Source organism: Pantoea sp. PNA 03-3, assembly GCF_003201175.1.
GTDB classification, from domain to species: Bacteria; Pseudomonadota; Gammaproteobacteria; order Enterobacterales; family Enterobacteriaceae; genus Pantoea; species Pantoea stewartii.
Genome location: NZ_QICO01000013.1, coordinates 1 through 22,229 on the forward strand (window position 1 = coordinate 1; position 22,229 = coordinate 22,229).

The following is a 22,229-nucleotide window of genomic DNA, read 5'->3' on the forward strand; positions in this document are numbered from 1 at the left end:
TTGCGGTTCGGCGGAGACGGGCGGCAGCTTTTCCGCCGCCTGTCGGAGTGGGGCTGACGACTGCCCGCCAGGGCAGGAGCCGAAGGGGGCCATGTTTCACAGGGGTTTGCTTTGATAATGGACGGAGAGAAAAAACTGAGGCGAACACTGATAAGGATGAAAACACAAAGTAAATGGCCGGAAAAAACCGCCTTAACACAGCCACTGAACAACCCCACCCGGCTGAGCGGGGTCAGCAATCAACTGCTGCGCCTTCCGGCAACAGCCTGCTCGTCCCTGTCATTCATCGACCGAATCACCGCCGATGCGCCAGTATTCAATGTCTTCATCAAGCGCTTTGATGTGCTCGTCCAGCGCATTAAGAAGCTGCTCCGTACCCGTTTCCAGCGGCCCTGAAAGGCCGTCCCATTCCGACACCATTTCCGTTATTTTCGCGCGAATGGTGGCAAGTTTGCGGCGCTGGCTGCGGGCCGTTTTCAGTTCGGTAACGTAATCGCCTCTGCTCATGCTCCCTCCCTGCCCTGTGTGAGCTTGTTCGGCACCATCCAGCGCTCCAGCACCCGCACCGCTTCGCCCGCCTCCTCTGACCGGAAACCGGCCTCAGCGGTGAGCCGCCACAACGGCTCTCCGTAAAAATACAGCCGGACAAAACCGGCCATCGATGGAAAGCGATCGGCCCAGCGGTAAAACTGACTGATCAGCTCGCTCTCGCTCACCTCTGTGTCTGACCACTTTGAGGCCCAGCTGGCGACCGTGGCAGGTGTCTGGAAGGCGAGTTCAATTTCAGCCTGCGCCGTCAGCGCCTGAACCTCCCGCGCCTTCAGCGCCTCCCTGCGGCGAAACTGGCGGCTGTATTTTTCGGCGCGCATCTCTTCCTTTCTGTGCCGCCGCTCGCCGCACTGAAAGATGACTTCCGGAAAGAGCAGGCGGGCCGCGTCCGACGGCAGCGGGTGGGTGGCGCAGCCCCCGCTTTCGATGAGCCAGTCAACGGCCCGCAGCCACTCGCGTTTGCGTCCCCGTAAATCTTCCTCCCGCAGAATTGGATGAAAGAAGCGCAGCTCACGCAGGGTGATGCGCTTACTGCCCTTCAGGAAGCGGAAGAACGCCTGCGCATAAGGGAAGTCAGCGCGAAGCGTCTGACGTTCGCGCCTGCGCTCCACGTACTCAACAGCCTGAAGCATCGCGCGCCTGGCCTCGCACAGTGGCACCAGTGAACGGTTTTTCGGGATCATGCGTTGCCCTCCTGTACCAGGTAATCAGCCAGGCCGTTGACGCTGTACTCCAGCAGACAGGCCTGCGCCGCAGCGGCGACCAGGGAGCTGATGCGCGGCGGATCGAACGGCGTCAGCCGGAGGACGTCGCGCACGCAGCCGCCATCCGCCGACGCGATCAGCACAAGCCACTCTCCGGCGACTTCGCCGGGGCTGCACACGCACAGGCAGAATGCCTCACCGGGCGGCGCGAAGCGCAACTGCACCGGGAAAAGGCCGCCGAACTCGGCCCGGTACTCGCCGTTGACCGTCCAGCCCGCAGGGACGGTCAGGAGGGAAAGCACGGCGCTGGTCAGCACATGCCTTTCGCCCTCGCCCCGCTCACGCCACTCTTCAAACTCACAGGGAAGCATTGACGCCAGCATACTGAGATTGTTCATTACGGTATTTTCCATGATGTTCTCCATGCGGCCCCGAAGGGCCGCGCTCCCTGTCAGGCCGCGTGAGCGGGATCGTTGTTGTCCGTGTCGCTGTCAGCCTCGCTGGCAGCGGCTTCGTCAGTGGCCTTTTCCGGCTCCGGCCCCTTCATCCAGGCAGGCACCCAGCGCGTGTCGCGCATTCTGTTTTCAGCAAGTTCGGCGGCGTCGCCCTTCTTCATCTTCTCTGCATCCCGCGCTGCGCCCGTGAGTCCGGCCTCGTTCAGGGCATCAATGATTCGGGCGTGTGTCAGATCCCCGAATAAACCCGCTTTTGTCGGATGCCACCAGTCGCGAAGGTGGAAGCCCAGCGCGGCCTCCAGTTCAATCAGGTTACTGCGCGAGGTGTGGCCGCATTCGCGGGTCTGGACGCCGTCTACCGAGCAGGCGACACAGAAGGTCATCAGGGCCATGAGCGTTTCGCCGTTCAGCGTGAAAAACGCGGTGAGGTCTTCACCCCAGCCTTTCGGTAACAGCCCTTCCAGCCTTTTGCGCTCCTCCCTGAGTGCCAGAAAAGCGGCCCCGTTTTCGCCAGAAGGCGCATTACCCGTCAGGGTAGAATGTGAATCGGTCAGGCTGATCCGGAACGGCCTGCTGCGGGTATAACCGGCAGTGAACACGCTCCGGCAGAGTTGCCAGGTCAGCAGGGCAATGGCTTTTTTCTGCTGCTGCATCAGCGCGGCCTGCACGGCAAGGGTGCGCTCGGAGGACATTTTCGTGAGCAGCGGCAGGCTGATCCCCTCGGCCTCATCGGGCGGTGACTGATACTCAAAGCGGCTGGCACCGGATGGCTCGGCATCGCTCTCCTGCGGCTCCGTTCCGCTGCTTTCTTCCGTTTCCACCGTCTCGATATCCGCAAGGCGGATCACGCCGCGCTGTACGCAGAGATCGCCGTAACCGTCAAAGCCCACCACCACGCCTGACGTTGCGCGAAACTCCGGCGTCCACGCGCGGATTTGCGCGGCTTTTTCAATGGCTTCCCACTCCCTCTCGGCATCGCTGTAGCCGTCATCGTCGCCGGCCTCCGCGCACTCGTCGCCTTTCTCATACAGCGCGGTCAGGCGCTGTTCTTCGTCATTGATGTAAACCGGCTCCGGCGCGTCCGTCAGGCTGTATTCAAGCGAATCCCCGTATGTCCTGATAGAAACCATCCGGCCCATGCTCCACTTCCAGCCCTCCAGTTCCTGGATTTCCTGCGCCATCGCCTCCAGCTTCTGCACGGTCAGTTTTTCCAGCAGCACGATGTCTGCCGTTCCTTCGCCGTCCTGCTGGCTGAACAGGTCTTCACGTACCACGCCGCCTGCGTTCTCGTAGGCCTCACGGCCCACGAACAGGAAACGATCATCTGTGACGGAAATTTCTTTGTCGGTGATCTGCTTTTTCAGCATGCTGACGGGCAGTTCAGGCCAGCCCGATTTCACCGACTCGTAGACGCTCACCTGACGTGCCTGATCGTCTTCCAGGCAGAGCACCTGACACTGCTCAACGGTCAGTTTGTCGTCTGCCAGCAGCTTAAGGAGTGACGGGGCGAGGTTCGCGAGTTTGAGCATGCGCTGGACGTGGCGGGTGCTGTAACCCACCTCTGCACCAATCTGCTCGGCGGTTTTCCCCTGCGCCGCCTGCGTACCGAAGCTGGCGATCTGCTCTGCCGCATGCATGTCGCTGCGCTGGGCGTTTTCGACGTAAGAGACGAGCGCCGCCATGTCTTCAGACACACGCTTGAACGGCACCGGATGATCGGCCCTCAGAACCTGCTGAGACAGCAGCAGATTCAGGGCGGTGAGGCGTCTGCCGCCTGCAGCCACCGCCAGTTGCCCGTCAGGCAGCGCGTGGGCGACAAGATTCTGCAGCAGGCCGACCGACTTAATGGTGGCCGCCAGGCTCTCCACGCTCTCAGCAGAATACGGGATGGTGCGCGCATTGAGCGGCGACACCACGAACGCCGACAGGGGCGCGCGCTCCAGCGGCGCGGCTTCAAGTGCCGCGCTGACCGCCGCCTGTTCGGCGTCGGTAACTTTTTTTACGCTGGTTTTTTTTGCTGCTTTTGATTTAACATCCGCTACTGACATCGTTGATACCTCATTCGTTTAATGTTTGTCACGCCCTGCGGAGTGACCGCTCCGTCAGGGCACCTTTCACTGCTTACTGCGTTTTGCGGATGCCATACTCACCGATATTACGGTTGAGCCAGTAACCCGCCTTTGCCTCAAAATTCCACGCGCGCCAGACCACCTGACCGTCTTTACGCACGACCAGGCGGAAGTGCGTTACCTGATCGTCTTCAATGGCGACGTTGGTGTACTGCGCGGCGACTGCGTTGGCTTCCTCACGCGTAAAGGTGTCGTCCGGTAAGCGCACCACTGCTGACTGTTCCACTGAAATCTCCTCTTTTTTGCCCTTAAAAACCGTCACCCGTTGAGTTGCCGGGGCCGCGGTCTTGACGTTTTGCGGGGAACTGCTGCTTTGTCCCCAGGTTGTATCCTTCACCCGTTTGAGAGCCGTTCGCCGCAAAGGGCGTAACGGGCACGGGCCGGTGCAGGTGTCCGGGAGCGAGCGGAAAAATTTTTAGCCACATCAAAAAATTTTCCGGCGAGAGGCTTCAGCCGTCCCTGGACAGCCAGGCGGTTTGTGCTTGTCTCAGCCCCGGCGAAAGGACTCAGACGGGCGAACACAACCCCTGAGGAAAGCAGGAACCCGCCGCAATGGCGTTGAGCGCGGTTGCGAAACGGCGTTGCCCCTTACATCCCGCCGTGTGTTGTGGCGGGATGCACGGAGCGACGTGTACGGCGCGACTGAGCGGCGCAGCCGGAACGGCTGCTGCAAGCGAGAGGTGTTGCGTCAGGATGGAAACCCGCTGCCCCGGAACGGGGCCGGGCAGAGACGGCCTGCCGGCTCTGTGCGAAGCATGACAGCCGACCGGACGCCCGGTGAGACAGCCTTCAGGCTCGCCGCAACAATGATCTGAAGGGAAAAAACCAACCTGGCATGAACATGCCCTTAAAACCGGCCCGCAGCCGCAAAGGGAAAGAGAGTGGCGCGCCAGCGCCGCTCTCCTTTCCTTTGCCGCAGGCCACAGGGGTTTGCGCGCGCCCGGACGACTGCGGGGGTCGGTTCCCATAGGCGCTAACTTAAGGGTTGTGGCATTACACCGGATATGATTTAACGTTCTTATGAACTACTCTCACGATAACTGGTCAGCAATCCTGTCCCATATTGGTAAACCAGAAGAACTGGATACTTCAGCACGTAATGCCGGAGCCCTGACCCGCCGCCGCGAAATTCGTGAGCAAATTGCCCTAAGCTGATAGTCAGGCCATAACCGAGCAGCAGGCGCATCGGCACTTTTGGTCAGGCGACAAACAGCAACGCCGGGAAAGCAACGAGCAGAAAGCGTAGCCCCGCGAGCATCAGCGACGGCATGGCGTGTAGACCCACTATGATCACCGCAAAATTGAGGCCCCAGGCCACGAATACCAGCATTGCCAGCAGCACATCTTTACGCGCCATCTACGGCCCTTTTTGTTTACAAACTTGTAAAAACTTACGTTTACTGAAAAATAGTCCAGTAATAGATTATTAAATTCGGTAGGTCGTTTTTGGCACCTACAGACAAATTGGCGGTTGTGCGCCTCAGTTTCGACGTGTAATTGCAATTGGTATCACAAAAACTAAATAATCATGCCGGGTAAGAAAATGACCTCGACACAAACGCGCTCCACCGCCGCATTACTTTTTTCATCACTTTTGTTAACGATTGGCCGCGGCGCAACGCTGCCGTTTATGACTATCTACCTCAATCGCCAGTACGGCATGGCGGTCGATCAGGTTGGCTATGCGATGAGTATCGCACTGACCGTCGGCGTGATCTTCAGCCTTGGCTTTGGCATGCTGGCGGATAAGTTCGATAAAAAACGCTATCTTTTGCTGGCAATTATCGCTTTTATCGGCGGATTTGCCGCCATTCCGCTAACTCATCATGCTGGTCTGGTGATGCTCTTTTTCGCCCTCATCAACTGCGCCTATTCGGTCTTTTCAACGGTGTTGAAGGCCTATTTTGCCGATACATTGCTGCCGGCGACGAAAGCGAAAATTTTTTCGCTCAACTACACCCTCCTCAACATCGGCTGGACCGTCGGGCCGCCGCTCGGCACCCTGCTGGTGATGCAGAGCATCAATCTGCCCTTCTGGCTGGCCGTATTCTGCGCCGCTTTTCCGCTGGTATTTATTCAGCTCTATGTTCAGCGCATTGCCGTTGGCAGCGGTCACGATCCCGCTGCGGCCTGGTCCCCGTCGGTGCTGCTGAGGGATAAAGCGCTGGGCTGGTTTACCCTCTCTAACTTTCTCGCATCGTTCGTTGCCGGATCCTTTGCTTCCTGCCTGTCGCAGTATGTGATGGTGGTGGCAAGCAGTGAGTTCGCCGAGCGCGTGGTGGCGGTGGTTTTGCCGGTCAACGCGGCGATAGTCGTCACCTTGCAGTATGCCGTTGGGCGAAAACTCACCCCTGGCAACCTGCGGCCGTTGATGGGGATTGGCACGCTCAGTTTTGTTATCGGTCTCGCGGGCTTTATGCTCTCTGGCGACAATTTATGGCTGTGGGGCCTCTCCGCAGCAGTGTTTACCCTCGGCGAGGTGATCTATGCGCCTGGCGAGTATCTGTTGATTGATAATATTGCGCCGCCGGGCATGAAAGCGACCTATTTCTCGGCGCAGGCGCTCGGCTGGCTGGGCGCGGCGATGAACCCATTGTTAACCGGCGTGATCCTCACCACGCTGCCGTCCTGGTCACTGTTTGTCATCCTGATGGTCACCATTGTCATCGCCTGGCTGATCATGCTCAAAGGGATGCGCGTCCGGCCATGGGGCGTTTTGCAAACGCAATAAGGGGCGGTGGAACCGCCACACCATTGCAGGATGCCCCTTACGTCCCGCCGTGTGTTGTGGCGGGGTGCACTGAGCACCGGCTACGGCGAGACTGAGCGGCGCAGCCGGAACGGCTGCTGCAAGCGGAAGGTGTTGCGTCAGGATGGAAACCCGCTGCCCCGGAACGGGGCCGGGCAGAGACGGCCTGCCGGCTCTGTGCGGAGCATGACAGCCGACCGGACGCCCGGTGCAGAGAACGTTTTTACTGTTAAGCTGCAGCGAACTGAGAACGGGATTACATATCGCTTCTCTTAAATGAATATTAATGCTAATAAATAGCATATTTATTCACAAAAGAGAGGTTAAGTATGTCAGTTACCCGCCCCGTTGCTGCTCAGTTTGAGGCTTACAATGCCCATGATATCGACGCTTTCATGGCCTGCTTTGCTGAAGATTTCAAGGGCTACCGAATGCCTGCTGAAACGCCCTCAACACAGGGAAAACCGGCGCTGCGTGATTTCTACATTAACAACCGTTTCAACAATCCCGCACTCCGGGCGGAACTGATCTCAAGAACGGTGCTGGGGAATAAAGTGTTTGATCATGAATTTATTCACGGCCTTTCACCCTCGCCTCTTGAAAGCATCGCCGTTTTTGAAATCACCGATGGCCTCATCTCAACGGCCTGGTTCTATTTCCCCTGATCCCCTGCACGCTGCCGGAATAAGCAGAACGGCAGGAAGCGCGCCGCCAGGCGCGTCTTCTGACGTTCTGCCGCCGCAGGCGCAGGGTTTTGGGCGGACTGACAGGCGGCCGTAACCGCCTGAACGTTGCTGATTATCCCCTGCCGTCCTGCTTAATGAAGCGGCCGCCGATGTAGACGGCACACTGGCAGGTCATGAAATGGCAGATTTCATCCACGACTTCCTCCGTCCTGAGTTCTCTCAGTCCACTGCTGCGGCGGTGCTCGTTAATCAGCGCCCTGTACTGGCGAAGAATGTCGCGGGTTTGCGGTGACAGTTTCATTTTTTCTCCTTATCTGTTCAGGGCCACTTTTGCCTGAGCAACGGCCTGCAAAATCGGGTCGGGGTCGTCCTCTCCTCCGGTCTGGACTAAGCGCCCTGCGGCCTCGATCAGCATCTGAAGGCTTCTGGCGTCAAGGCTGACTTCGCGCACCTGATGCATCGCCCGAATGTTGCTGAGATGCTCCCATACGCTCTGTCTGTTGATACCGTGCTCAATGTAGTCCTCATCCTGTGAGATGCGTCTGAGCACCTCGACAGACTCCTGTTCGGTAATGCCCATGTCTTCGCTACAGACTTCCACATCTTCAATTGTCCACACCAGAACGGTCAGGGTGCAGCCAGGGATATAAGTTTCCAGCAGCCAGGCGCAGACTTCATTTACGGTGCCATGCATGTTTTTTTCTCCTGTCTGGGGCGGCCCGCCGCCCCGTGGGTTATCAGTCAAGGGCGCAGAAAATCGCGGCGGCTTCGGGATGAATTTGTGCAAATGCGGTCAGCTGGCGGTAGCGACGGCAGAAATGCGCGCACAGTTCCTCGTCGTCGTGGCGGTCGTAGAGCCAACTGCGGTGATTCAGTACCAGCGCCGTGATGATGATCCCCGCCGCGTCCGAACTGATTTCAAGGTCAGTCCAGACGTGGGGGCTGGAAAACTGCCAGCGTTCTTCTCCGGCGGGCTTCATGTAGCCGCCGCCGTGGGGCACGCCTGGCACCCGTACAAAGTCCCACACCGCCCCGTCATAGTTGGCCAGGTAGCGGTCGGCGTAGAGGTAAACGTTGTTTTCGGCCCGCATGAAGTCGTGGCCAAACAGCGCAGGCAGAAAATGCAGCCTTTCAGAATCAGCCAGCACGGACGCTGGCGGGTAAACCTGGAATTGTGTGTTCATCAGACATCTCCGCAGTCAGAGGGAATTACCGTTACGGCCTGTGCCGTGCCTGAATGACAGCCCGACGAAAAGCGGAGTGATCAGGAGCGACGACGAGGCCGCAGCGCAAGCGAGCGGAGACGTGATTACGCACGGCGCTGACGCGAATATTGAGCGGAAGCGCGACGGAAGTAAGCGCGGCGGAGGGAGTGCGAACGGGGGAGGAGTCGAGCGGAGCGGTCTCTTGATCACGCAGCGGTCGGGCTAGAGTGAAGGCACGGCACCGGCCGCAGACCGCACGGACCGGGTTTTCTGCCCTCCCCCGCCGACAGGCGGAGCAAAGCGGCGCGCAGCAACCTCCTTGTTCCCGGTTGTCCACAGCACGGTGAATAAACCGGCCGGAACCCTGTGGATAAAAGCACAGCGGCGGCAGTACCAGCGAACTGAAAAGGAGCGGTCAAAAAATGAGTAAGCGTAATATTCAAACCGTGTTTACAGGAGCCGGGTTTTAAACACGAGACAAGAGAACTAATATATATCGAAATAATGTTGAAACACTGTAACAGGAGATTTAACTGCCAGAGGCTGCAGTGGAAAACACGTTGAAATCTCACTTAACGAAGGGTTTTGACTAAGTTTTTCATAAAATAAATCAGCCTTGTCAGTTCTTACCTCCCCATTTCTACATAAAAACTGTCCCCAAAGGGGCATATTCCGGTACTTACCGGTAACAGGCTTCGAAGAAGCTATATATTCCGGAGGAAAAAGTCTCTGGTATGCGCTTATATTATATAACCATGAAAGCCCGCAAACATTTTCAATTTCAGGATGAGATGTCAGTACAAACCGGAACAGTTCCCGCAATTCTGCATATCTCATTTCCTGCTGGCTATAGCTCAATGGTGACTCTTTTTCACCTTCTCGATTTTCGAAATGAATCCTTGCGGTGTTCCCGGACTCATATCCGCATGAAAAACAGCCCGAAATAGCTATTACATCTGGTGGCTGCACTTCGGCTCTCGACTGCCAGACTTCATAGGTATATCTCGCATTACTGGCTGGGGTACTTCTTAGGCCACCAACGTATTCTAACCACTCCAGGTTATTGGCACCAAAATCCCGTCCAAATCCCAGTCGGATATAAATATTTGTATAATCCATAATTGCAGCACCCAGCGACGTATCTGTGACAGAAGTTATATAAGCAGCAAATTCAAGCTGCATTCTAAAAAAATCCCGTGTGACCAGCATTTAACAGACAACCTCATTTTCTGCCGATTAGCGATTAGAAGGAGTTAAAGTTAATTATTGCATGTCCATATTACAAAATTATCAAGAATTTAAACTCACTTGCCAGGGCAACAGATCCTTAACACGGTTCACTGGCCAGTCCTGGATATGACTGATGACGTAACGCAACCACGTCTCCGGCTCCAAGCCGTTTAGCCGACAGGTGCCGATCAGCGAGTACAGTACTGCTGCTCTCTCCCCGCCCGCGTCTGATCCGGCGAACAGCCAGTTCTTCCGGCCCAGGGCAACGCAACGCAGGGCGTTCTCTGCAATGTTGTTGTCGATTTCCGCCCAGCCGTTACTGCAGTACAGGTTCAGCGCATCCCACTGCTTCAGCAGGTATGCGAACGCCTTTGCCGTATCCGAGTGGCGCGACAGTACCGTCATCTGCGCCTGTATCCAGTCGTACAGCGACTGCATCAGCGGCACACTTCTGGCTTTCCTGACCGACAGCCGTTCGTCTGCGGGGCTTCCCCTTATTTCCGCCTCGATGGCGTACAGCTCACCGATGCGCCTGAGCGCTTCGGTGGTGATATCCGTGGGTGTACGAGCGTGCACGTCGTGGATTTTTCGCCGGGCGTGCGCCATGCAGGCCGCTTCCGTGATACGGCCGTCTTCGTACAGCGCATTATAGCCACCGTACGCATCTGCCTGCAGGATGCCGCTGTACCCGCTCAGGTGCCGCTGCGGATGAACACCCTTACGGTCCGGCGAGTACGCAAACCATACCGCAGGCGGAAGCTGTGAACCGGCGTTGCGGCCATCCCGCACATACACCCACAGCCGGGCCATGCGGGTTTTGCCGCTGCCCGGCTCCTGTACCGGCACCGGAATATCGTCAGTATGCACCTTGCCCGGCATCAGCACGTACTGGCGCAGCAGGTCGGACAGCGGTGCCAGCAGTTCGCTCACCGCACCGGACCATCTTCCCAGCGTGGCCCGGCTCAGCTCCACGCCCTGACGGCGGTAGATTTCAGACTGGCGGTAGTGCGGCGTGTGCTCTGCGTACTTTGCCGTGACGATGCGAGCCAGCAGGCCGGGACCCGCGTAGCTGCGCTCAATGGGTTTTGACGGCACGGGGGCCTGAACGATGTGGTCACACCTGCAGCAGGCCAGCTTGGGCCGCTGCGTTTCGATAACCTTAAAGGCGCTGCTGATGAGCTCCAGCTGTTCCGACACGTCGCAGCCCAGCGGACTGAGGTCACCGCCGCAGGCCGGACAGACTGCATCTTCCGGCATCAGCTTGATGGTTTCGCGGGGAAGTGAGGCCGGCAGCGGTTTCCGCGCAGAGGACTGGCGCAGCGGCTGCGGCAGTACCGGCTCAGGCTGCTCACCCAGTACTTCCGCCATCTCTTCCTGCAGGGCGCTGATGCGCTCCTCAGCCTCGCGCACCCGGCGCTGAGTTTTCTCCCGCAGCTTTTCGGAACTTTTGCCGAACTGCATGCGCTGCAGCTTCGCAACCAGCGCTTTCAGCCTGCTGATTTCGCTGGCGTACGACGCCACCCGCTGTGACAGGAGGCGGTTATATTCGGCCATCTGCTCAAGGCTTCGCTGCTGCGTGTCCAGCAGCGCCCTGAGCCGGGCGTTTTCTGCAGAAAGTGAGCGTTCCATGCGCTCACATTACGCCGGTTCAGATGCGCAGGCCAGGAGGATTTATCCGCTGCGGATGCTTCCAGTTGATGCCTTCCAGCAGCATGGCCAGCTGAGCCTGCGTGAGGTGCACCCTGCCGTCCCGGTTCACCGGCCAGACAAAGTGCCCCCGCTCCAGCCGTTTGGTGAACAGGCAAAGACCGTCCGCGTCGGCCCAGAGGATTTTTACCATGTCGCCGCGCCGGCCTCTGAAGATAAACAGGTGTCCGCTGAACGGGTCGGCACGCAGCGTGTTCTGCACCTTCGCCGCCAGCCCGTTGAAGCTGCAGCGCATGTCCGTCACGCCGGCAACCAGCCAGATGCGTGCGCCTGCCGGAAAGCTAATCATTGTCCGCCATCCCGGAGTTCACTGACCAGCGCCCGCAGCAGTTCCGGCGTCACGGGGCCCGTCAGGCTCAGGGTGCCCCCCGGCAGCGTCAGCTTACAGCTGATGACGGGTGGCGAATCCGGAATCCCACTGCTCTGCCTGACCGGTGCGGGAAAAGCCTCAACCGTGACGGGTATCATCCCGGCCCGAGTAGCGGGGTCCAGCAGGCCCTGCCTGTGGAGGTTTCGCCAGTTAAACACCAGATTGTCGTTGACGCCGTGCTCCCGTGCCAGCTGTGCCACGCAGGCATCCGGCTGCAGGCTGAGTTCCGCCATGCGGATTTTGAACTCCAGCGGCCAGTCAGGACGCCGCTTTTTCACGGGCAGGTTTGTTTCCAGATTGAAAGCATAAAGTTCCTCCTCAAGCCGTTCCGGCGTGTAGTCTTCGGACAGCGGCCAGTTAATACCCGTACGGCGAAAACGCTTGAACATTTTATGCGTAGCGGAAGTGCTGATGTTCAGTTGCTCAGCGATTTCACGGTAGGTCAGGGCGTCGTTAAACCGCAGGCTGAGTGCGGTGGTAATCCAGGGTCTGCTGATGTAAGGCGTGTTTCTGTCCACGGTAGTGTCCACGTTCGTGAAAGTGTCCATGGTAGGAAACACGACAAAAAATGGAAGACGGTCTGCGTGTGACGCTTACAAAAATGACCGCTCCGGCATCTTAATTCAGGTGGCTGCGCATCAGGGCGGCACGCCGGTAAAGGTCAAGGAGCTGTAAATCGATATCCTCAATCAGCACCCCCGCCATTTTCTGCGCCGGCGAGGCGCCGCGGTAAAGGTTGCGCTTTACCATGTCCCGCAGCCGTAAATGAAACTCGTAAAGCGATTCCTCCAGGTCGTTCACGTCGTCGGTGAGCTGAGTCAGTTCCGTATTCAGTGTCTGGTCTGTCATGGTGTTGTCCTTCTGGTCTGGTTAAGGGGATAAATCAGGCGGCCCGGGCGGCGCGCAGTTCGCCGATGCGCTTAAGGCCGGCGGCGTGGTACTGCTCCAGCAGTTCGATCCCAATCCAGCGTCGGCCGCACTGGTCCGCGGCGACGCAGGTTGAGCCCGAGCCAGAGAAAGGGTCCAGAACCAGGTCTCCGGGCTTCGTGAAGGACTCGATAAGCAGCCGCAGGACGCTCACCGGCTTTTCCGTGGGGTGGTGGCGGTTGCCCGTGTACTGCCAGGGGATGACGTCGGGCAGCGGGTTTGCCGGCAGCGGTGGACGGCCCTTGGCCAGCACGTAGGCGTTTTCGTGCTGATACCCGACGAATGCCGATTTTGAGGCGTAGGATTTGGTGAAAACGAGGTGCCCGACGACGCGTAAGCCTGCCGCCTTCCAGGCCTGCATAAAGATGTCAACGCGGTTCCAGCCGTAAAAACTCACTGCCAGGCTGTTGTTTTTGAGTACGCGGAACATCTGCTGGCTCGCCGGCAGCACCCACTCATCGTTAACGTCGTTGGCGATCGAACGGCCGGACCGGTCCTTGAAGCCAACGAGGTACGGCGGATCGGTGAGAATGAAATCGATGCTGTTATCCGGAAAGCCGGACATGATCTGTACGCTGTCGCCACGCATGAATCGGGACATAGTTATGCTCCTCAGTTTCAGGGGGCACCCCTGTGGTGCCGTGACCACCACAAAGACGGGCGAAAAGCGGAGCAGGCAGGGGCGACACCGGAAGCCGCACGCGCCGCCGGAGCGGACTGAATGTCCCGCGCACGGCGGGGAACGGGTGAGGATGGCGGCGAAGCTTCCCTTGCAGACGAAGCGGCCCGGCTACAGTGAGGGCACGGCACTTTGCATCGGCCGGTTTCCGGCCAGCGGACGGGAAGCGGCAAAAAAAGCGGAGCGAAGCGACAGACTCAGGGATTTCTGAAAGTGATGCCGCCGGTCAGGGCGGCATCGGGGTGAAAGGTCAGGGCCGGTAATCTTCCCACCGGCAGTCGCTACGATCACAGATGACGGGTGCATCCGGCGTGCCGCTCACCGCCCACTCATCGAGGAACCGCAGGCCGGTGAGGGTGTCGGCCTCCCGTTCATCAAGCAGGACGATGCTTTTGAGCCAGACGCTGCCCCGTTCAAACTGCCAGTAGCAGCCCTGCGAGCAGACGGGCCGCTCCGGTGGCCACCAGTTTTCACCCATCCGCTCGCACGCCGCCTCCGCCAGCCGGAAGTCGCCTCCCCTGAGCAGCATGTGATACTCGTGTGAGGTGCTGCCCACCGCCTCCTGCCAGCTGACAAGCCAGGAATTCATACGTCACCGCTCTGTTTCATTTCGCCGATGGCCCATTCCAGATGCCACCAGTTGAACCCCTCGCCGGCGTCATGGTTGTCTTCGGCAATCTCCATTGCCGACGCGATTTCCTCTCGTGTCAGCGCCGGGTCAATGCTGAGGAAGTCATCATCCAGCCAGAAGGTGCCGCAGCACAGCTCGTCATCCACGATGGCATCGAGGCGCGCCTTAAATTCACGAACCGTCATTTCTCTCATGTCATTGTCCGGCGGGGCTTTACCCGCCGCCTCCAGTCAGCCGCCGAAGTGCCCGGCGTTGTTGATAATCCAGTCCGGCATGATTTGCTCCTCAGTCAGTGGTTGCACGGCCTCACCTGCGCCGTGCCGCCACAACAGCCGGGCGAAAAGCGGAGCAGTCACGGGAGGACGCGCAAGCCGCACGCGCCGCCGGAGCGGACTGAATGTCCCGCGCACGGCGGGGAACGGGTGAGCACGACGCCCTTGACGGCGACGCGGCCCGGCTAACGTGAAGGCACGGTGCATTCCTGAAAAATGAGGGGAAGAAGCGTCAGAGGGAGGGAACAGATCCGGCGTCAGGCGAAGCCGCCACGCCGCTTAAAAGCGGAGCGCAGCGACGGCCGCAAAAAACGGTGATTAACGGCCGTTAACTGATAAGAAACATTTGCCAATAAAGACATAGAACCCGTGATACCGAGTGCCGATAGTAACCTGTGGTTAGCAAACACAAACACAGCAGATAACTTTAAAAAGAGAACGTTTATGAAAATTTCCACACGCCTTGTCGCAGGTTTTGGCCTGCTCATTATCCTGCTCACGCTGTGCACCGGCACGGCACTGCGGGCGCTTCATCATGCCCGTGAGGGCATGGACGATACCGTCAACATCAAAATGAAGAAATACCAGCTCGCTCAGGCGATGTTCGGTGAAAACAGGGACATCGCCATTGCGGTCAGGAACATTATTCTGTTCAGCGATCCGGCGATGATGAAGCCTGAAGTTGAGCGCATCAGCAAACAGAAGGCCCTGTTTATTGCCAACCGCCAGGCCCTGGCCGACATCATGAAAACCGATTCAACACCTGCGGGCCGGGAGGCCTACAAACGTATCACCGACGCTGAAGGCCCCACCTTTGTTGCCGTGGATAAAGGCCTTCAGCTCGGGCTGGCCAACCTTGACCAGCAGGCACTGGATTACCTCATCCGGGAGTTACGCCCGGTCCAGGGTAAGCTCCTCGCGGCCCTTAAAGATATGGCCGAGATACAGGAGCACAACAGTCAGGTTGCGGTGGAGCAGAACAGTTCCGCCACCGACCGCGCCTCGCTCATCCTGATGTTGCTGACGGGCGCCTCCGTCCTTGTGGCGGCGGGCGCCTGCTTTGTGGTCGTCCGGATACTGATGCGCCAGCTGGGCGGCGAACCCGCACAGGCACAGGCGCTGGCCGCCACCATCGCAGCCGGTGACCTGACGTCACCCGTAACGCTTCGCCGAAACGACACAACCAGCCTGCTTGCCTCCCTCGGTATCATGCAGGCCAGCCTCCGCGGCCTGGTGACGCAGATTAAAGAGACCGCCGCCCCGGTCGCGCTGGCCGCCGACGAAATTGCGCAGGGCAACACCGAGCTGTCCTCCCGGACCGAAGAGCAGGCCGCCGCGCTGCAGGAAACGGCCGCCAGCATGGAGCAGCTCACCGCCACGGTGAAAAGCAACACGGCCGGTGCACAGCAGACCGCAGAGTCCGCCCGCGAGACCGCGCGGACGGTGGATGGCGACAAGGAAAAGGTGCGCCACATGACCGAGACCATGCACAGCATCCAGGAAAGTGCCCTGAAGGTCCGGGACATCACGTCGGTGATTGAAGGCATCGCATTCCAGACCAACATTCTGGCGCTCAACGCCGCGGTGGAGGCAGCACGTGCCGGTGAAGAGGGCCGCGGCTTTGCCGTGGTGGCCGGCGAGGTCCGTACGCTGGCGCAGCGCAGCGCCACGGCCGCGAAGGACATCAAGGCGCTGATTGAACAGGCCGTCGCTCAGGTGGAAAGCGGCGTGGATGTCGCGTCGGGGACCGGACAGAGCATCCTGAAGATTGTCGGCATGGTCGGCGAACTGGCCGACTCCATGGACACGATTGCCCTGGCCTCGTCGGAGCAGATGCAGGGGATTTCCCAGGTGAGCGTGGCCGTGAGCCAGATGGACGGCGTGACGCAGAACAACGCGGCGCTGGTCGAGGAGTCCTCATCGGCCTCGCGCTCGCTGTCTGAGCAGGCGCACGCGCTGAGAGGTATGGTGGAGGCATTCCGTGTCTGATGATAACCAGCCACATCCTGACGAGAAACTGGTGAAGGCCGTCAGGTCGATGAAAGCGGATCTGGATGTGATTTACACGCAGCTGAGGGACGGAGCCTATGCTGACCCGGACACCTTCGTCAACAACTGGGCGCATCTGATAGACCGGGTCAACAAAATGAAGCCGGTACTCAGTGAGCCCGGCGTCATGGAGGCGCTGCTGCGTACGGACGTGATGACTGCGGCAGAACTGCTGGCCATGACGCATGCCGTAGGCATCATTGAGAACTTTATGCGGTGCCTGGAGCATCAGACCACAGAGAGAAGCCTTAAACCGCGCTAAAATCTGACCTCACCTGACAGTTGAATGTCACAAAGCCCGGGTTTACCGTACAGCGGCTGTGTTGCATTCGTTGTCATAAATTTGTTCAGCACCTGATGGCGCACCCGCCGTGACCATACCGGCGGGCTTTTTTTGCCAGAATACTGCCCGTGTCCGGGATGAGTAGCCAGTAAACTGCTCATCAGCCCCCTGATAATCGCAACAGGGCCGTTTTTTCCGCACAGCACCCCTTTTTTACCCCGGCTAAAAGATATCCACCGGTTCATCTGGCGTGGGTACATACCCGTCCGTAAGGCCCGTCTTTATCTGTGATTTTCACCCATATCAGCGCTCCAGAAACACACAAAGTTTCTGGTTGAGCCTGTCGTTGAATGTTAAATTTCCCGAATCTAACCGGATTAAGACAGGGAACTGACGATGTTAAAGGCGCTTGTGACAGGAAAATTAAGTCTGGCAAAAACATTCTGGGGATGGGGATTCGGCGGAACCGCGCTGATTGTGGCCATCAGCAAGGCAGGTGCATATGCAGGGCATTACTGGGTGATCCCGGTGAGTCATGTTCTGCAGGCCCTGCTTTCCCTGGCGGTGCTGTCCGGCCTGACGTTCATCCTTAAGGAGAAGCACTCCTTTCTGGGTGCCTTACTCGGCGGCATCGCTTTTGCCATTTTTCTGGCGCACTTCATCCTGAGTGCAATATTTGCCGTGCGCTTTTCGTCAGTGATTTTTTTCTGATTACCGGCAGGCTTTAAAATGAGATGGAAAGTTTCAGCTAAAAAACCTGCACAGTGTATCTGTGCCAGATGACATTCAGGAGCGGCGTCTTACCCCGGCCCTATCAGGAGAGGGCTGCAGGTGAAGCCGGTAACTTCAGTCAGCACCTGCCCTGCCGTTATACAGGTGCTCACAAAGTGAAACAGGGTGCTTACAGAAATGAATAAAAAGTTGGCTACGCTTTCTTTCGCTGCACACCGTCGTGTCAGCTAAAGATGGCTGTTTTTGACTTATTTTGCCCGGCATACCGGGCTTTTTTTAGCTGTCGTGACTGAGCTTCCTGAGTTCCGACATCGCCTGCCGGACCAGCCAGAAGCCGGGCGAGTAAAACACGCGGCCCAGCTTTTCTGCCACGGCAGGAGTGACCGTCAGTCTGTCCCGCAGAATAAGCCTGACCTCATGCTCCTGCAGCCTGGAACGCCGGCAAAACTTGTCCACGCTCATGTCATACTCAGCCAGCAGAGACGCCAGAAAACGGCCCACTGATTCATGCTCATCCATAAAAGCGTCCTTCGTCCGTGATTTTCACCCGAGCATAAAACATGCACCTGCCCTGTTCAACGTTCACACAGCCAGATAATACCGCCCTTAAAACGTTAGCCGGCAACGCTCGCCGCAGAACATGACTGAGGCGTACCGCAGCGGAGCGAGGAACGAACAGCCGTGTCGAGGAAGCGTCATTTCACTTATGTCAGCAACGACTGCTTACGCGATCCCCTGACTGAAACTGCCTGACAAAAAAATTATTAGCCTGCTCAGTAAGATAAGCGTCCCCTGAATTGCCTGGCGTCCGGTTCCCCTTGCCATGCGACTCCGGCTCAATAATACTGTTTTTATATACAGTGCTATTTAAGGGGGAATTTATCATGTCAGAATCATTCACTGCCGCACCGGCTTCAGGCCATTCAGTCCGGAGAATGGCGCCATGAAAGCAACATCCTCCCGGGGTGGACTGACGGTATTCAGGCCTGCCGACATCCGTCCCGTGATGCGCATCCCGCTGTTTGTTGAGCGCTGCGCCGCCGGGTTCCCCTCCCCTGCCACAGATTATGTCGAGAGCGAGCTGGACCTGAACGAGCTCTGCATCACCCACCGGGCCGCCACGTTTTTCGTGCGCGCCAGCGGCAGCAGCATGGAAGATTTGGGTCTGTACGACGGGGACGTGATGGTCGTCGATCGCGCGAAGGAAGCCACGCACGGTGACATCGTTATCGCAGAGGTCGGCGGGGAGTTCACCGTCAAGCGCCTGCAGCTGCACCCACAGATTGCGCTGCGCCCGATGAACCCGGCCTATCAGGTGATATACCCCGAGGAGCTGCACCTGCTGGGCGTGGTCACCTGGTTTTTCCACAATACCGAGGCGCGCCGGAGGTAACCATGCCGATGTTTGGTCTGGCTGACGTCAACAGCTTCTATGCGTCCTGTGAGGCCCTTTTCCGGCCTGATTTGCGTGGAAAACCTGTCGTCGTCCTTTCGAACAACGATGGCTGCGTCATAGCAAGAAGCAAAGCGGCCAAAGCCCTGGGCATAAAAATGGGGGTGCCGTGGTTTCAGTTAAAAGCGCTGGATTTCCCGGAAAAAGTGCATGTCTTCAGCTCAAATTATGCTCTATAGTAAGTTAAGTGGAATGCAACATTGATCGTATAGACTTTGAACAGCAACGCTGACCTCAGAGGTAAACGCAATGACGACTCCACTAAACAACAGTGCCATTTTACTGGCGGAACGCTGGCTGAAGCTGCTGTCCGACCTGGGGCGGGCACCCGCCACCCTGACCGCCTACCGCGCAGCCCTCTGTCATTATTTTGCGTTCTGCAGCCGGAACAGGATTGAACCTGAAAAGGTCAGGTTTGATGACATGGCTGCCTACATCCGTCCTCAGTTACCCGGTATGCCTTTCCCGGCCGCAAGCGCCACGCTCCAGCTGCGCCTGTCGGCTGTCCGTCTCTGGTACGACTTCCTGATGTATCTTGACCTGTGTAAGGTAAATCCGCTGCCCCGTTCCGGCACGCCGGGCATGCTGTGTTCCGCACGGGGGCTGGTTCCCCGTATCGTAAAGCTGCCGCGTATTCCTGACGATGCACAGTGGCAGCTTTTTCAGGCTCATGCCGCGGATTCTCCGCTTCGTGACCGGCTGATGCTGGCGTTAACCTACTGCGGTGCGCTGCGACGATCGGAAGTCACCGCGCTGAGTACTGATGACCTTGACTTTGCCCACCGCCTCATCCGCGTCCGGGCTGAAACCACCAAGAACCGTCATGAACGGATCGTCTGTTACAGTCCCGCCCTGACGCCGGTGCTGGCGGCTCATCTTTTACAGATGAAGCTGTCGGGGATGGTAAAAGGAGCCCTGTTCCGCTCTGAGTCCGATCGTAATCAGGGGGCACCGCTCTCTTACTGGAGCTGGAGCAAAACGGTACGGAAATGGGCGCTTGAGTCAGGGCTGCCCGACATTTCAACCCATACTTTCCGCCACCTGCGGTTGACGCATCTGGCCCGTGCGGGCTGGAAACTGCACGAACTTGCCACCTACGCAGGTCACCGTGATCCGCGCACCACTCAGATTTATATTCACCTTTCCGGCAGGGATCTTGCCGCCCGGATGGCAGGAGCAATTGAAACGGCAGATATCAGGATGGCGAACCTCATTTTCGGCACGGAGGAATAATATGGCAGCGTCTGAACAGCCTGAGAATGTGTGGCTTCCCTTCGATCTCTCCGCTTACAGGCTTGATGCTTTACTGACTGAGCCTGAAAAGGCCGCACTGGCCACCTCTCACAGCCGGGGCAGGCTGCTGCGGATGAAACCTGCTCCTGAGTTTATCAGGCCGCTGAAAGACATCGCAGCAGAAAGCGGATGCAGCCGCGAGGTTGCTGACCTGATAATACTGGACCTCCTGCGTGAGATGCACCTTTCGGGTATACCGTACTGGCGATGGCCGCAGGAACGCTGGCAGACATTCAGCCGGACGGACGGAAAAGGACGGCCGCTGATGGCCGCCTTTGCATGGCATTTCGCCGGACGGTATGATCCCCTCAGCCTGCCAGACATCAGAAAACCTGCCCTGTATACCTGTGCCATTTTTGGTCAGGCTATTTACTTCCGGGAGCTTCACCGCCTGACTGAAACCCTGAAATCGCTGGGCTATGCTGCGGGTAGTCAGGTCACGCATCTGTCGGGCATACTGGCCACGCTGATGGTCATGAACAGAGATCCCCGTCTTGAAACCTTTACGCCTGAACTGCTGTGGGAAGCCCAGAACAACACAGATAGCGGGACATCCCGGTACATTGGCCGGATTTCACACGGCCTTGCTGCGCTGGGCATCTTCAGCGCCCCGATGAGGATGCGTAATTATACCCGATGGTATGAAAAACCCGTAGACGGGATCGATCCGGCCTGGGTCAGGTGGTGCCGGCGCTGGCGGGAAACGTCTGTGCTGAGGCCTCGCACCCGTGAAGGCCAGTACAGTTTTATACTGCGCTGCGGCCTCTGGCTGGCAAAGGCGCATCCGGAGGTGCGTGAACCGTCAGACTGGAGCATGGAAATCTGCGCCAGCTTTATCGCTGCGGTCGGCCGGATGAACGTGGATGAGCTACAGTTGGGCACGGAAAGGGGCACCCGAAAATCGGTGCGATCCGGTGAGCCTATGATGCCGCATTCAAGGGCGCATTTTATCTACTCACTGCGCCGTTTTATGGTCGACTACGAAAACTGGGGCTGGGGTCGCCTGCGCTTCAGCCCTGCCCGTCATCTTTCCACACCGGATACCACCCTGTTTCGGCGCGACGTCAATCCCCGTGTTATCGACGATCCGGTCTGGCTCAAGCTCATCTGGGCCAGCCTCAATCTGCGTCAGGAAGACCTGCTTACTGAAATACATTATCCGCTGGCCATGCTGCAGGCGATGGCCGTCATCTGGACCCATGCGGGGCTGAGGAAAAATGAGCTGCTCCGCCTGACTACCGGTTGCATCGCGCCGCAGGCAGATGAAATAACGAAAGATGACGGCAGCGTCATCCCGGCCGGAACCCTTTGTTACCTGCATGTCCCCGCCGGAAAAACATCAAAAGCCTTTGTTAAACCCGTGGCGACAGTGGTAAAAAAATATGTCGACATCTGGCTGGCCGAACGCCCGGCAGAACAGGCCATGCTGGCTGATGAGCGGACCGGTGAGAAGGTCCGGCTGCTGTTTCAGTACCGGGGGAAGCCTGCCGGCAGCGCTATCCTCAACCGCACGGTGATACCGATGCTCTGCGCAAGAGCGGGCGTTCCTTCTGAAGACAGCGGCGGAGTGATAACCAGCCATCGGGGACGCGCCTCAGCCGTGACCGCACTGGCCAGCGTACCGCAGGGCATGTCACTGTATGAACTGATGCAGTGGGCTGGTCACTCAACGCCCCAGTCCACCATGCATTATCTCCGTATCCGCCCGACACAGCTGGCCGCCTCGTTTGTAAAAGCAGACAGAGTCGCGCACATGATCAGCGTACTGATTGATCGCGACCCTGACGCCGCCAGCCTGACCGGACCTGCAACGTATTATGATTTAGGTGATTCATACTGCACAAATCCGTTCTGGAGCAGCTGCCCGCACCGGATGGCCTGCATCGGCTGCGATTTTAACCTGCTGAAGGACAGCGCGCGCGGGCTTATTCTGGAGAGTAAAGCATCCATCCGGCGTTATCTCGAAGAGGTCCCGCTCACTCCCGATGAGAAAGCCGTACTGGAGCAGGATGCTGAAAAGGTTGAGCAGGCTCTTACAAAATTGGGCCCAAAATCCTGAGTGCTCAAATGCTTTCAATGTCCGGTCTGAGGGTGTCAGTTCAGAGTCAGTACAGACGACCGAACGT

At 58.2% G+C, this 22,229-nt stretch carries 25 protein-coding genes and 3 pseudogenes; 10 read left to right on the forward strand and 18 right to left on the reverse strand.

Annotation, left to right across the window (positions count from 1 at the left end):
• Nucleotides 1–279: 279 nt before the first annotated feature.
• From C7433_RS21850 to C7433_RS21870, 5 genes are all read right to left on the reverse strand, one after another.
• Nucleotides 280–507, reverse strand: coding sequence for a hypothetical protein (locus C7433_RS21850; RefSeq protein ID WP_110268895.1), 228 nt, complete (start codon nucleotides 505–507; stop codon nucleotides 280–282).
• Nucleotides 504–1,232 carry a plasmid SOS inhibition protein A gene (locus C7433_RS21855; RefSeq protein WP_110268896.1) on the reverse strand — a complete coding sequence of 243 codons (729 nt, stop codon included), beginning with the start codon at nucleotides 1,230–1,232 and terminating at the stop codon, nucleotides 504–506. Before C7433_RS21855 ends, C7433_RS21850 begins: the two co-directional genes overlap by 4 nt.
• Nucleotides 1,229–1,666: a conjugation system SOS inhibitor PsiB gene (gene psiB, locus C7433_RS21860; RefSeq protein WP_158281348.1), complete on the reverse strand. Its 438-nt coding sequence runs from the start codon at nucleotides 1,664–1,666 to the stop codon at nucleotides 1,229–1,231. Before psiB ends, C7433_RS21855 begins: the two co-directional genes overlap by 4 nt.
• A gap of 38 nt (nucleotides 1,667–1,704) precedes the next feature.
• Nucleotides 1,705–3,756, reverse strand: coding sequence for a ParB/RepB/Spo0J family partition protein (locus C7433_RS21865; RefSeq protein ID WP_110268898.1), 2,052 nt, complete (start codon nucleotides 3,754–3,756; stop codon nucleotides 1,705–1,707).
• A 73-nt stretch (nucleotides 3,757–3,829) separates the two neighbouring features.
• The gene (locus tag C7433_RS21870; protein WP_110268928.1) at nucleotides 3,830–4,063 is read right to left on the reverse strand and encodes a DUF905 domain-containing protein; all 234 of its coding nucleotides are present in this window, start codon (nucleotides 4,061–4,063) and stop codon (nucleotides 3,830–3,832) included.
• 794 nt (nucleotides 4,064–4,857) lie between these two features.
• Here C7433_RS21870 and C7433_RS21880 point away from each other — a divergent pair.
• Nucleotides 4,858–4,986: pseudogene (locus C7433_RS21880) on the forward strand (IS4 family transposase); the annotation flags it as partial.
• Here the strand turns inward: C7433_RS21880 and C7433_RS21885 are convergent.
• Nucleotides 4,943–5,194: pseudogene (locus C7433_RS21885) on the reverse strand (O-acetylserine/cysteine exporter); the annotation flags it as partial. The pseudogenes C7433_RS21880 and C7433_RS21885 overlap by 44 nt on opposite strands.
• Nucleotides 5,195–5,380: 186 nt before the next feature.
• On the opposite strand from C7433_RS21885, the gene ydeE reads away from it, so the two are divergent.
• Nucleotides 5,381–6,568 carry an efflux MFS transporter YdeE gene (ydeE, locus tag C7433_RS21890; RefSeq protein ID WP_110268899.1) on the forward strand — a complete coding sequence of 396 codons (1,188 nt, stop codon included), beginning with the start codon at nucleotides 5,381–5,383 and terminating at the stop codon, nucleotides 6,566–6,568.
• Between the two features lie 347 nt (nucleotides 6,569–6,915).
• Nucleotides 6,916–7,251 (forward strand): nuclear transport factor 2 family protein, encoded by a 336-nt coding sequence (locus tag C7433_RS21895; protein ID WP_110268900.1) that lies wholly within the window; start codon nucleotides 6,916–6,918, stop codon nucleotides 7,249–7,251.
• A 133-nt stretch (nucleotides 7,252–7,384) separates the two neighbouring features.
• On the opposite strand, the gene C7433_RS21900 is transcribed toward C7433_RS21895, so the two are convergent.
• From C7433_RS21900 to C7433_RS21955, 11 genes are all read right to left on the reverse strand, one after another.
• Nucleotides 7,385–7,573, reverse strand: a complete 189-nt coding sequence (locus C7433_RS21900; RefSeq protein ID WP_104094415.1) for a hypothetical protein — start codon at nucleotides 7,571–7,573, stop codon at nucleotides 7,385–7,387.
• A gap of 9 nt (nucleotides 7,574–7,582) precedes the next feature.
• The gene (locus C7433_RS21905; protein WP_110268901.1) at nucleotides 7,583–7,966 is read right to left on the reverse strand and encodes a DUF1380 family protein; all 384 of its coding nucleotides are present in this window, start codon (nucleotides 7,964–7,966) and stop codon (nucleotides 7,583–7,585) included.
• Nucleotides 7,967–8,009: 43 nt separating this feature from the next.
• Nucleotides 8,010–8,456: an antirestriction protein gene (locus C7433_RS21910; protein ID WP_110268902.1), complete on the reverse strand. Its 447-nt coding sequence runs from the start codon at nucleotides 8,454–8,456 to the stop codon at nucleotides 8,010–8,012.
• A gap of 507 nt (nucleotides 8,457–8,963) precedes the next feature.
• Nucleotides 8,964–9,659 carry a hypothetical protein gene (locus tag C7433_RS23600; protein ID WP_146212572.1) on the reverse strand — a complete coding sequence of 232 codons (696 nt, stop codon included), beginning with the start codon at nucleotides 9,657–9,659 and terminating at the stop codon, nucleotides 8,964–8,966.
• A 108-nt stretch (nucleotides 9,660–9,767) separates the two neighbouring features.
• Nucleotides 9,768–11,336, reverse strand: a complete 1,569-nt coding sequence (locus C7433_RS21920; RefSeq protein ID WP_110268903.1) for an IS66 family transposase — start codon at nucleotides 11,334–11,336, stop codon at nucleotides 9,768–9,770.
• 19 nt (nucleotides 11,337–11,355) lie between these two features.
• Nucleotides 11,356–11,703 carry an IS66 family insertion sequence element accessory protein TnpB gene (gene tnpB, locus C7433_RS21925; protein ID WP_110268904.1) on the reverse strand — a complete coding sequence of 116 codons (348 nt, stop codon included), beginning with the start codon at nucleotides 11,701–11,703 and terminating at the stop codon, nucleotides 11,356–11,358.
• Nucleotides 11,700–12,302 carry an IS66-like element accessory protein TnpA gene (tnpA, locus tag C7433_RS21930; protein ID WP_233255816.1) on the reverse strand — a complete coding sequence of 201 codons (603 nt, stop codon included), beginning with the start codon at nucleotides 12,300–12,302 and terminating at the stop codon, nucleotides 11,700–11,702. The genes tnpB and tnpA overlap by 4 nt, the downstream gene beginning before the upstream one ends.
• Nucleotides 12,303–12,402: 100 nt before the next feature.
• Nucleotides 12,403–12,633, reverse strand: a complete 231-nt coding sequence (locus C7433_RS21935; RefSeq protein ID WP_109718057.1) for a hypothetical protein — start codon at nucleotides 12,631–12,633, stop codon at nucleotides 12,403–12,405.
• A 34-nt stretch (nucleotides 12,634–12,667) separates the two neighbouring features.
• A complete protein-coding gene (locus C7433_RS21940) occupies nucleotides 12,668–13,312 on the reverse strand; it encodes a DNA methyltransferase (protein ID WP_110268906.1) in 645 nt (214 codons plus the stop codon).
• A gap of 328 nt (nucleotides 13,313–13,640) precedes the next feature.
• A complete protein-coding gene (locus tag C7433_RS21950; protein ID WP_110268907.1) occupies nucleotides 13,641–13,979 on the reverse strand; it encodes a hypothetical protein in 339 nt (112 codons plus the stop codon).
• Entirely contained in the window at nucleotides 13,976–14,215 is a 240-nt protein-coding gene (locus tag C7433_RS21955; protein WP_233255817.1) for a hypothetical protein, read from the reverse strand. Before C7433_RS21955 ends, C7433_RS21950 begins: the two co-directional genes overlap by 4 nt.
• A 522-nt stretch (nucleotides 14,216–14,737) precedes the next feature.
• Here C7433_RS21955 and C7433_RS21960 point away from each other — a divergent pair.
• The 3 genes from C7433_RS21960 to C7433_RS21975 all read left to right on the forward strand — a co-directional run bounded on the left by C7433_RS21960 (nucleotide 14,738) and on the right by C7433_RS21975 (nucleotide 17,336).
• Entirely contained in the window at nucleotides 14,738–16,282 is a 1,545-nt protein-coding gene (locus C7433_RS21960; protein WP_110268908.1) for a methyl-accepting chemotaxis protein, read from the forward strand.
• Nucleotides 16,275–16,604 carry a hypothetical protein gene (locus tag C7433_RS21965; RefSeq protein WP_110268909.1) on the forward strand — a complete coding sequence of 110 codons (330 nt, stop codon included), beginning with the start codon at nucleotides 16,275–16,277 and terminating at the stop codon, nucleotides 16,602–16,604. Before C7433_RS21960 ends, C7433_RS21965 begins: the two co-directional genes overlap by 8 nt.
• 417 nt (nucleotides 16,605–17,021) lie before the next feature.
• Nucleotides 17,022–17,336, forward strand: coding sequence for a hypothetical protein (locus C7433_RS21975; RefSeq protein ID WP_019105465.1), 315 nt, complete (start codon nucleotides 17,022–17,024; stop codon nucleotides 17,334–17,336).
• 297 nt (nucleotides 17,337–17,633) lie between these two features.
• Here the strand turns inward: C7433_RS21975 and C7433_RS21980 are convergent, their stop codons facing one another.
• Nucleotides 17,634–17,876: an XRE family transcriptional regulator gene (locus C7433_RS21980; RefSeq protein ID WP_110268911.1), complete on the reverse strand. Its 243-nt coding sequence runs from the start codon at nucleotides 17,874–17,876 to the stop codon at nucleotides 17,634–17,636.
• Between the two features lie 424 nt (nucleotides 17,877–18,300).
• Between C7433_RS21980 and umuD the strand changes: the two genes are divergently transcribed.
• From umuD to C7433_RS22000, 4 genes and pseudogenes are all read left to right on the forward strand, one after another.
• A complete protein-coding gene (gene umuD / locus C7433_RS21985) occupies nucleotides 18,301–18,750 on the forward strand; it encodes a translesion error-prone DNA polymerase V autoproteolytic subunit (protein WP_110268912.1) in 450 nt (149 codons plus the stop codon).
• An 8-nt stretch (nucleotides 18,751–18,758) separates the two neighbouring features.
• Nucleotides 18,759–18,986: pseudogene (locus C7433_RS21990) on the forward strand (DNA polymerase V subunit UmuC); the annotation flags it as partial.
• A gap of 73 nt (nucleotides 18,987–19,059) precedes the next feature.
• On the forward strand, nucleotides 19,060–20,043 hold the full coding sequence (locus C7433_RS21995; protein ID WP_014594566.1) for a tyrosine-type recombinase/integrase: 984 nt from the start codon (nucleotides 19,060–19,062) through the stop codon (nucleotides 20,041–20,043).
• Between the two features lies 1 nt (nucleotide 20,044).
• The gene (locus C7433_RS22000; protein WP_014606796.1) at nucleotides 20,045–22,162 is read left to right on the forward strand and encodes a tyrosine-type recombinase/integrase; all 2,118 of its coding nucleotides are present in this window, start codon (nucleotides 20,045–20,047) and stop codon (nucleotides 22,160–22,162) included.
• Nucleotides 22,163–22,229 lie beyond the last annotated feature (67 nt).

What these genes read in the sequence shown, in the direction of transcription:
- C7433_RS21920 (WP_110268903.1), bottom strand. Translation starts at nt 11,336, where the DNA reads ATGGAACGCTCACTTTCTGCAGAAAACGCCCGGCTCAGGGCGCTGCTG.
- C7433_RS21980 (WP_110268911.1), bottom strand. Translation starts at nt 17,876, where the DNA reads ATGGATGAGCATGAATCAGTGGGCCGTTTTCTGGCGTCTCTGCTGGCT.
- tnpB (WP_110268904.1), bottom strand. Translation starts at nt 11,703, where the DNA reads ATGATTAGCTTTCCGGCAGGCGCACGCATCTGGCTGGTTGCCGGCGTG.
- C7433_RS21900 (WP_104094415.1), bottom strand. Translation starts at nt 7,573, where the DNA reads ATGAAACTGTCACCGCAAACCCGCGACATTCTTCGCCAGTACAGGGCG.
- psiB (WP_158281348.1), bottom strand. Translation starts at nt 1,666, where the DNA reads ATGGAAAATACCGTAATGAACAATCTCAGTATGCTGGCGTCAATGCTT.
- C7433_RS22000 (WP_014606796.1), top strand. Translation starts at nt 20,045, where the DNA reads ATGGCAGCGTCTGAACAGCCTGAGAATGTGTGGCTTCCCTTCGATCTC.
- C7433_RS21910 (WP_110268902.1), bottom strand. Translation starts at nt 8,456, where the DNA reads ATGAACACACAATTCCAGGTTTACCCGCCAGCGTCCGTGCTGGCTGAT.
- C7433_RS21950 (WP_110268907.1), bottom strand. Translation starts at nt 13,979, where the DNA reads ATGAATTCCTGGCTTGTCAGCTGGCAGGAGGCGGTGGGCAGCACCTCA.
- ydeE (WP_110268899.1), top strand. Translation starts at nt 5,381, where the DNA reads ATGACCTCGACACAAACGCGCTCCACCGCCGCATTACTTTTTTCATCA.
- C7433_RS23600 (WP_146212572.1), bottom strand. Translation starts at nt 9,659, where the DNA reads ATGCAGCTTGAATTTGCTGCTTATATAACTTCTGTCACAGATACGTCG.
- C7433_RS21855 (WP_110268896.1), bottom strand. Translation starts at nt 1,232, where the DNA reads ATGATCCCGAAAAACCGTTCACTGGTGCCACTGTGCGAGGCCAGGCGC.
- C7433_RS21940 (WP_110268906.1), bottom strand. Translation starts at nt 13,312, where the DNA reads ATGTCCCGATTCATGCGTGGCGACAGCGTACAGATCATGTCCGGCTTT.
- C7433_RS21960 (WP_110268908.1), top strand. Translation starts at nt 14,738, where the DNA reads ATGAAAATTTCCACACGCCTTGTCGCAGGTTTTGGCCTGCTCATTATC.
- C7433_RS21955 (WP_233255817.1), bottom strand. Translation starts at nt 14,215, where the DNA reads ATGAGAGAAATGACGGTTCGTGAATTTAAGGCGCGCCTCGATGCCATC.
- umuD (WP_110268912.1), top strand. Translation starts at nt 18,301, where the DNA reads ATGAAAGCAACATCCTCCCGGGGTGGACTGACGGTATTCAGGCCTGCC.
- C7433_RS21905 (WP_110268901.1), bottom strand. Translation starts at nt 7,966, where the DNA reads ATGCATGGCACCGTAAATGAAGTCTGCGCCTGGCTGCTGGAAACTTAT.
- C7433_RS21865 (WP_110268898.1), bottom strand. Translation starts at nt 3,756, where the DNA reads ATGTCAGTAGCGGATGTTAAATCAAAAGCAGCAAAAAAAACCAGCGTA.
- C7433_RS21850 (WP_110268895.1), bottom strand. Translation starts at nt 507, where the DNA reads ATGAGCAGAGGCGATTACGTTACCGAACTGAAAACGGCCCGCAGCCAG.
- C7433_RS21975 (WP_019105465.1), top strand. Translation starts at nt 17,022, where the DNA reads ATGTTAAAGGCGCTTGTGACAGGAAAATTAAGTCTGGCAAAAACATTC.
- C7433_RS21935 (WP_109718057.1), bottom strand. Translation starts at nt 12,633, where the DNA reads ATGACAGACCAGACACTGAATACGGAACTGACTCAGCTCACCGACGAC.
- C7433_RS21895 (WP_110268900.1), top strand. Translation starts at nt 6,916, where the DNA reads ATGTCAGTTACCCGCCCCGTTGCTGCTCAGTTTGAGGCTTACAATGCC.
- C7433_RS21995 (WP_014594566.1), top strand. Translation starts at nt 19,060, where the DNA reads ATGACGACTCCACTAAACAACAGTGCCATTTTACTGGCGGAACGCTGG.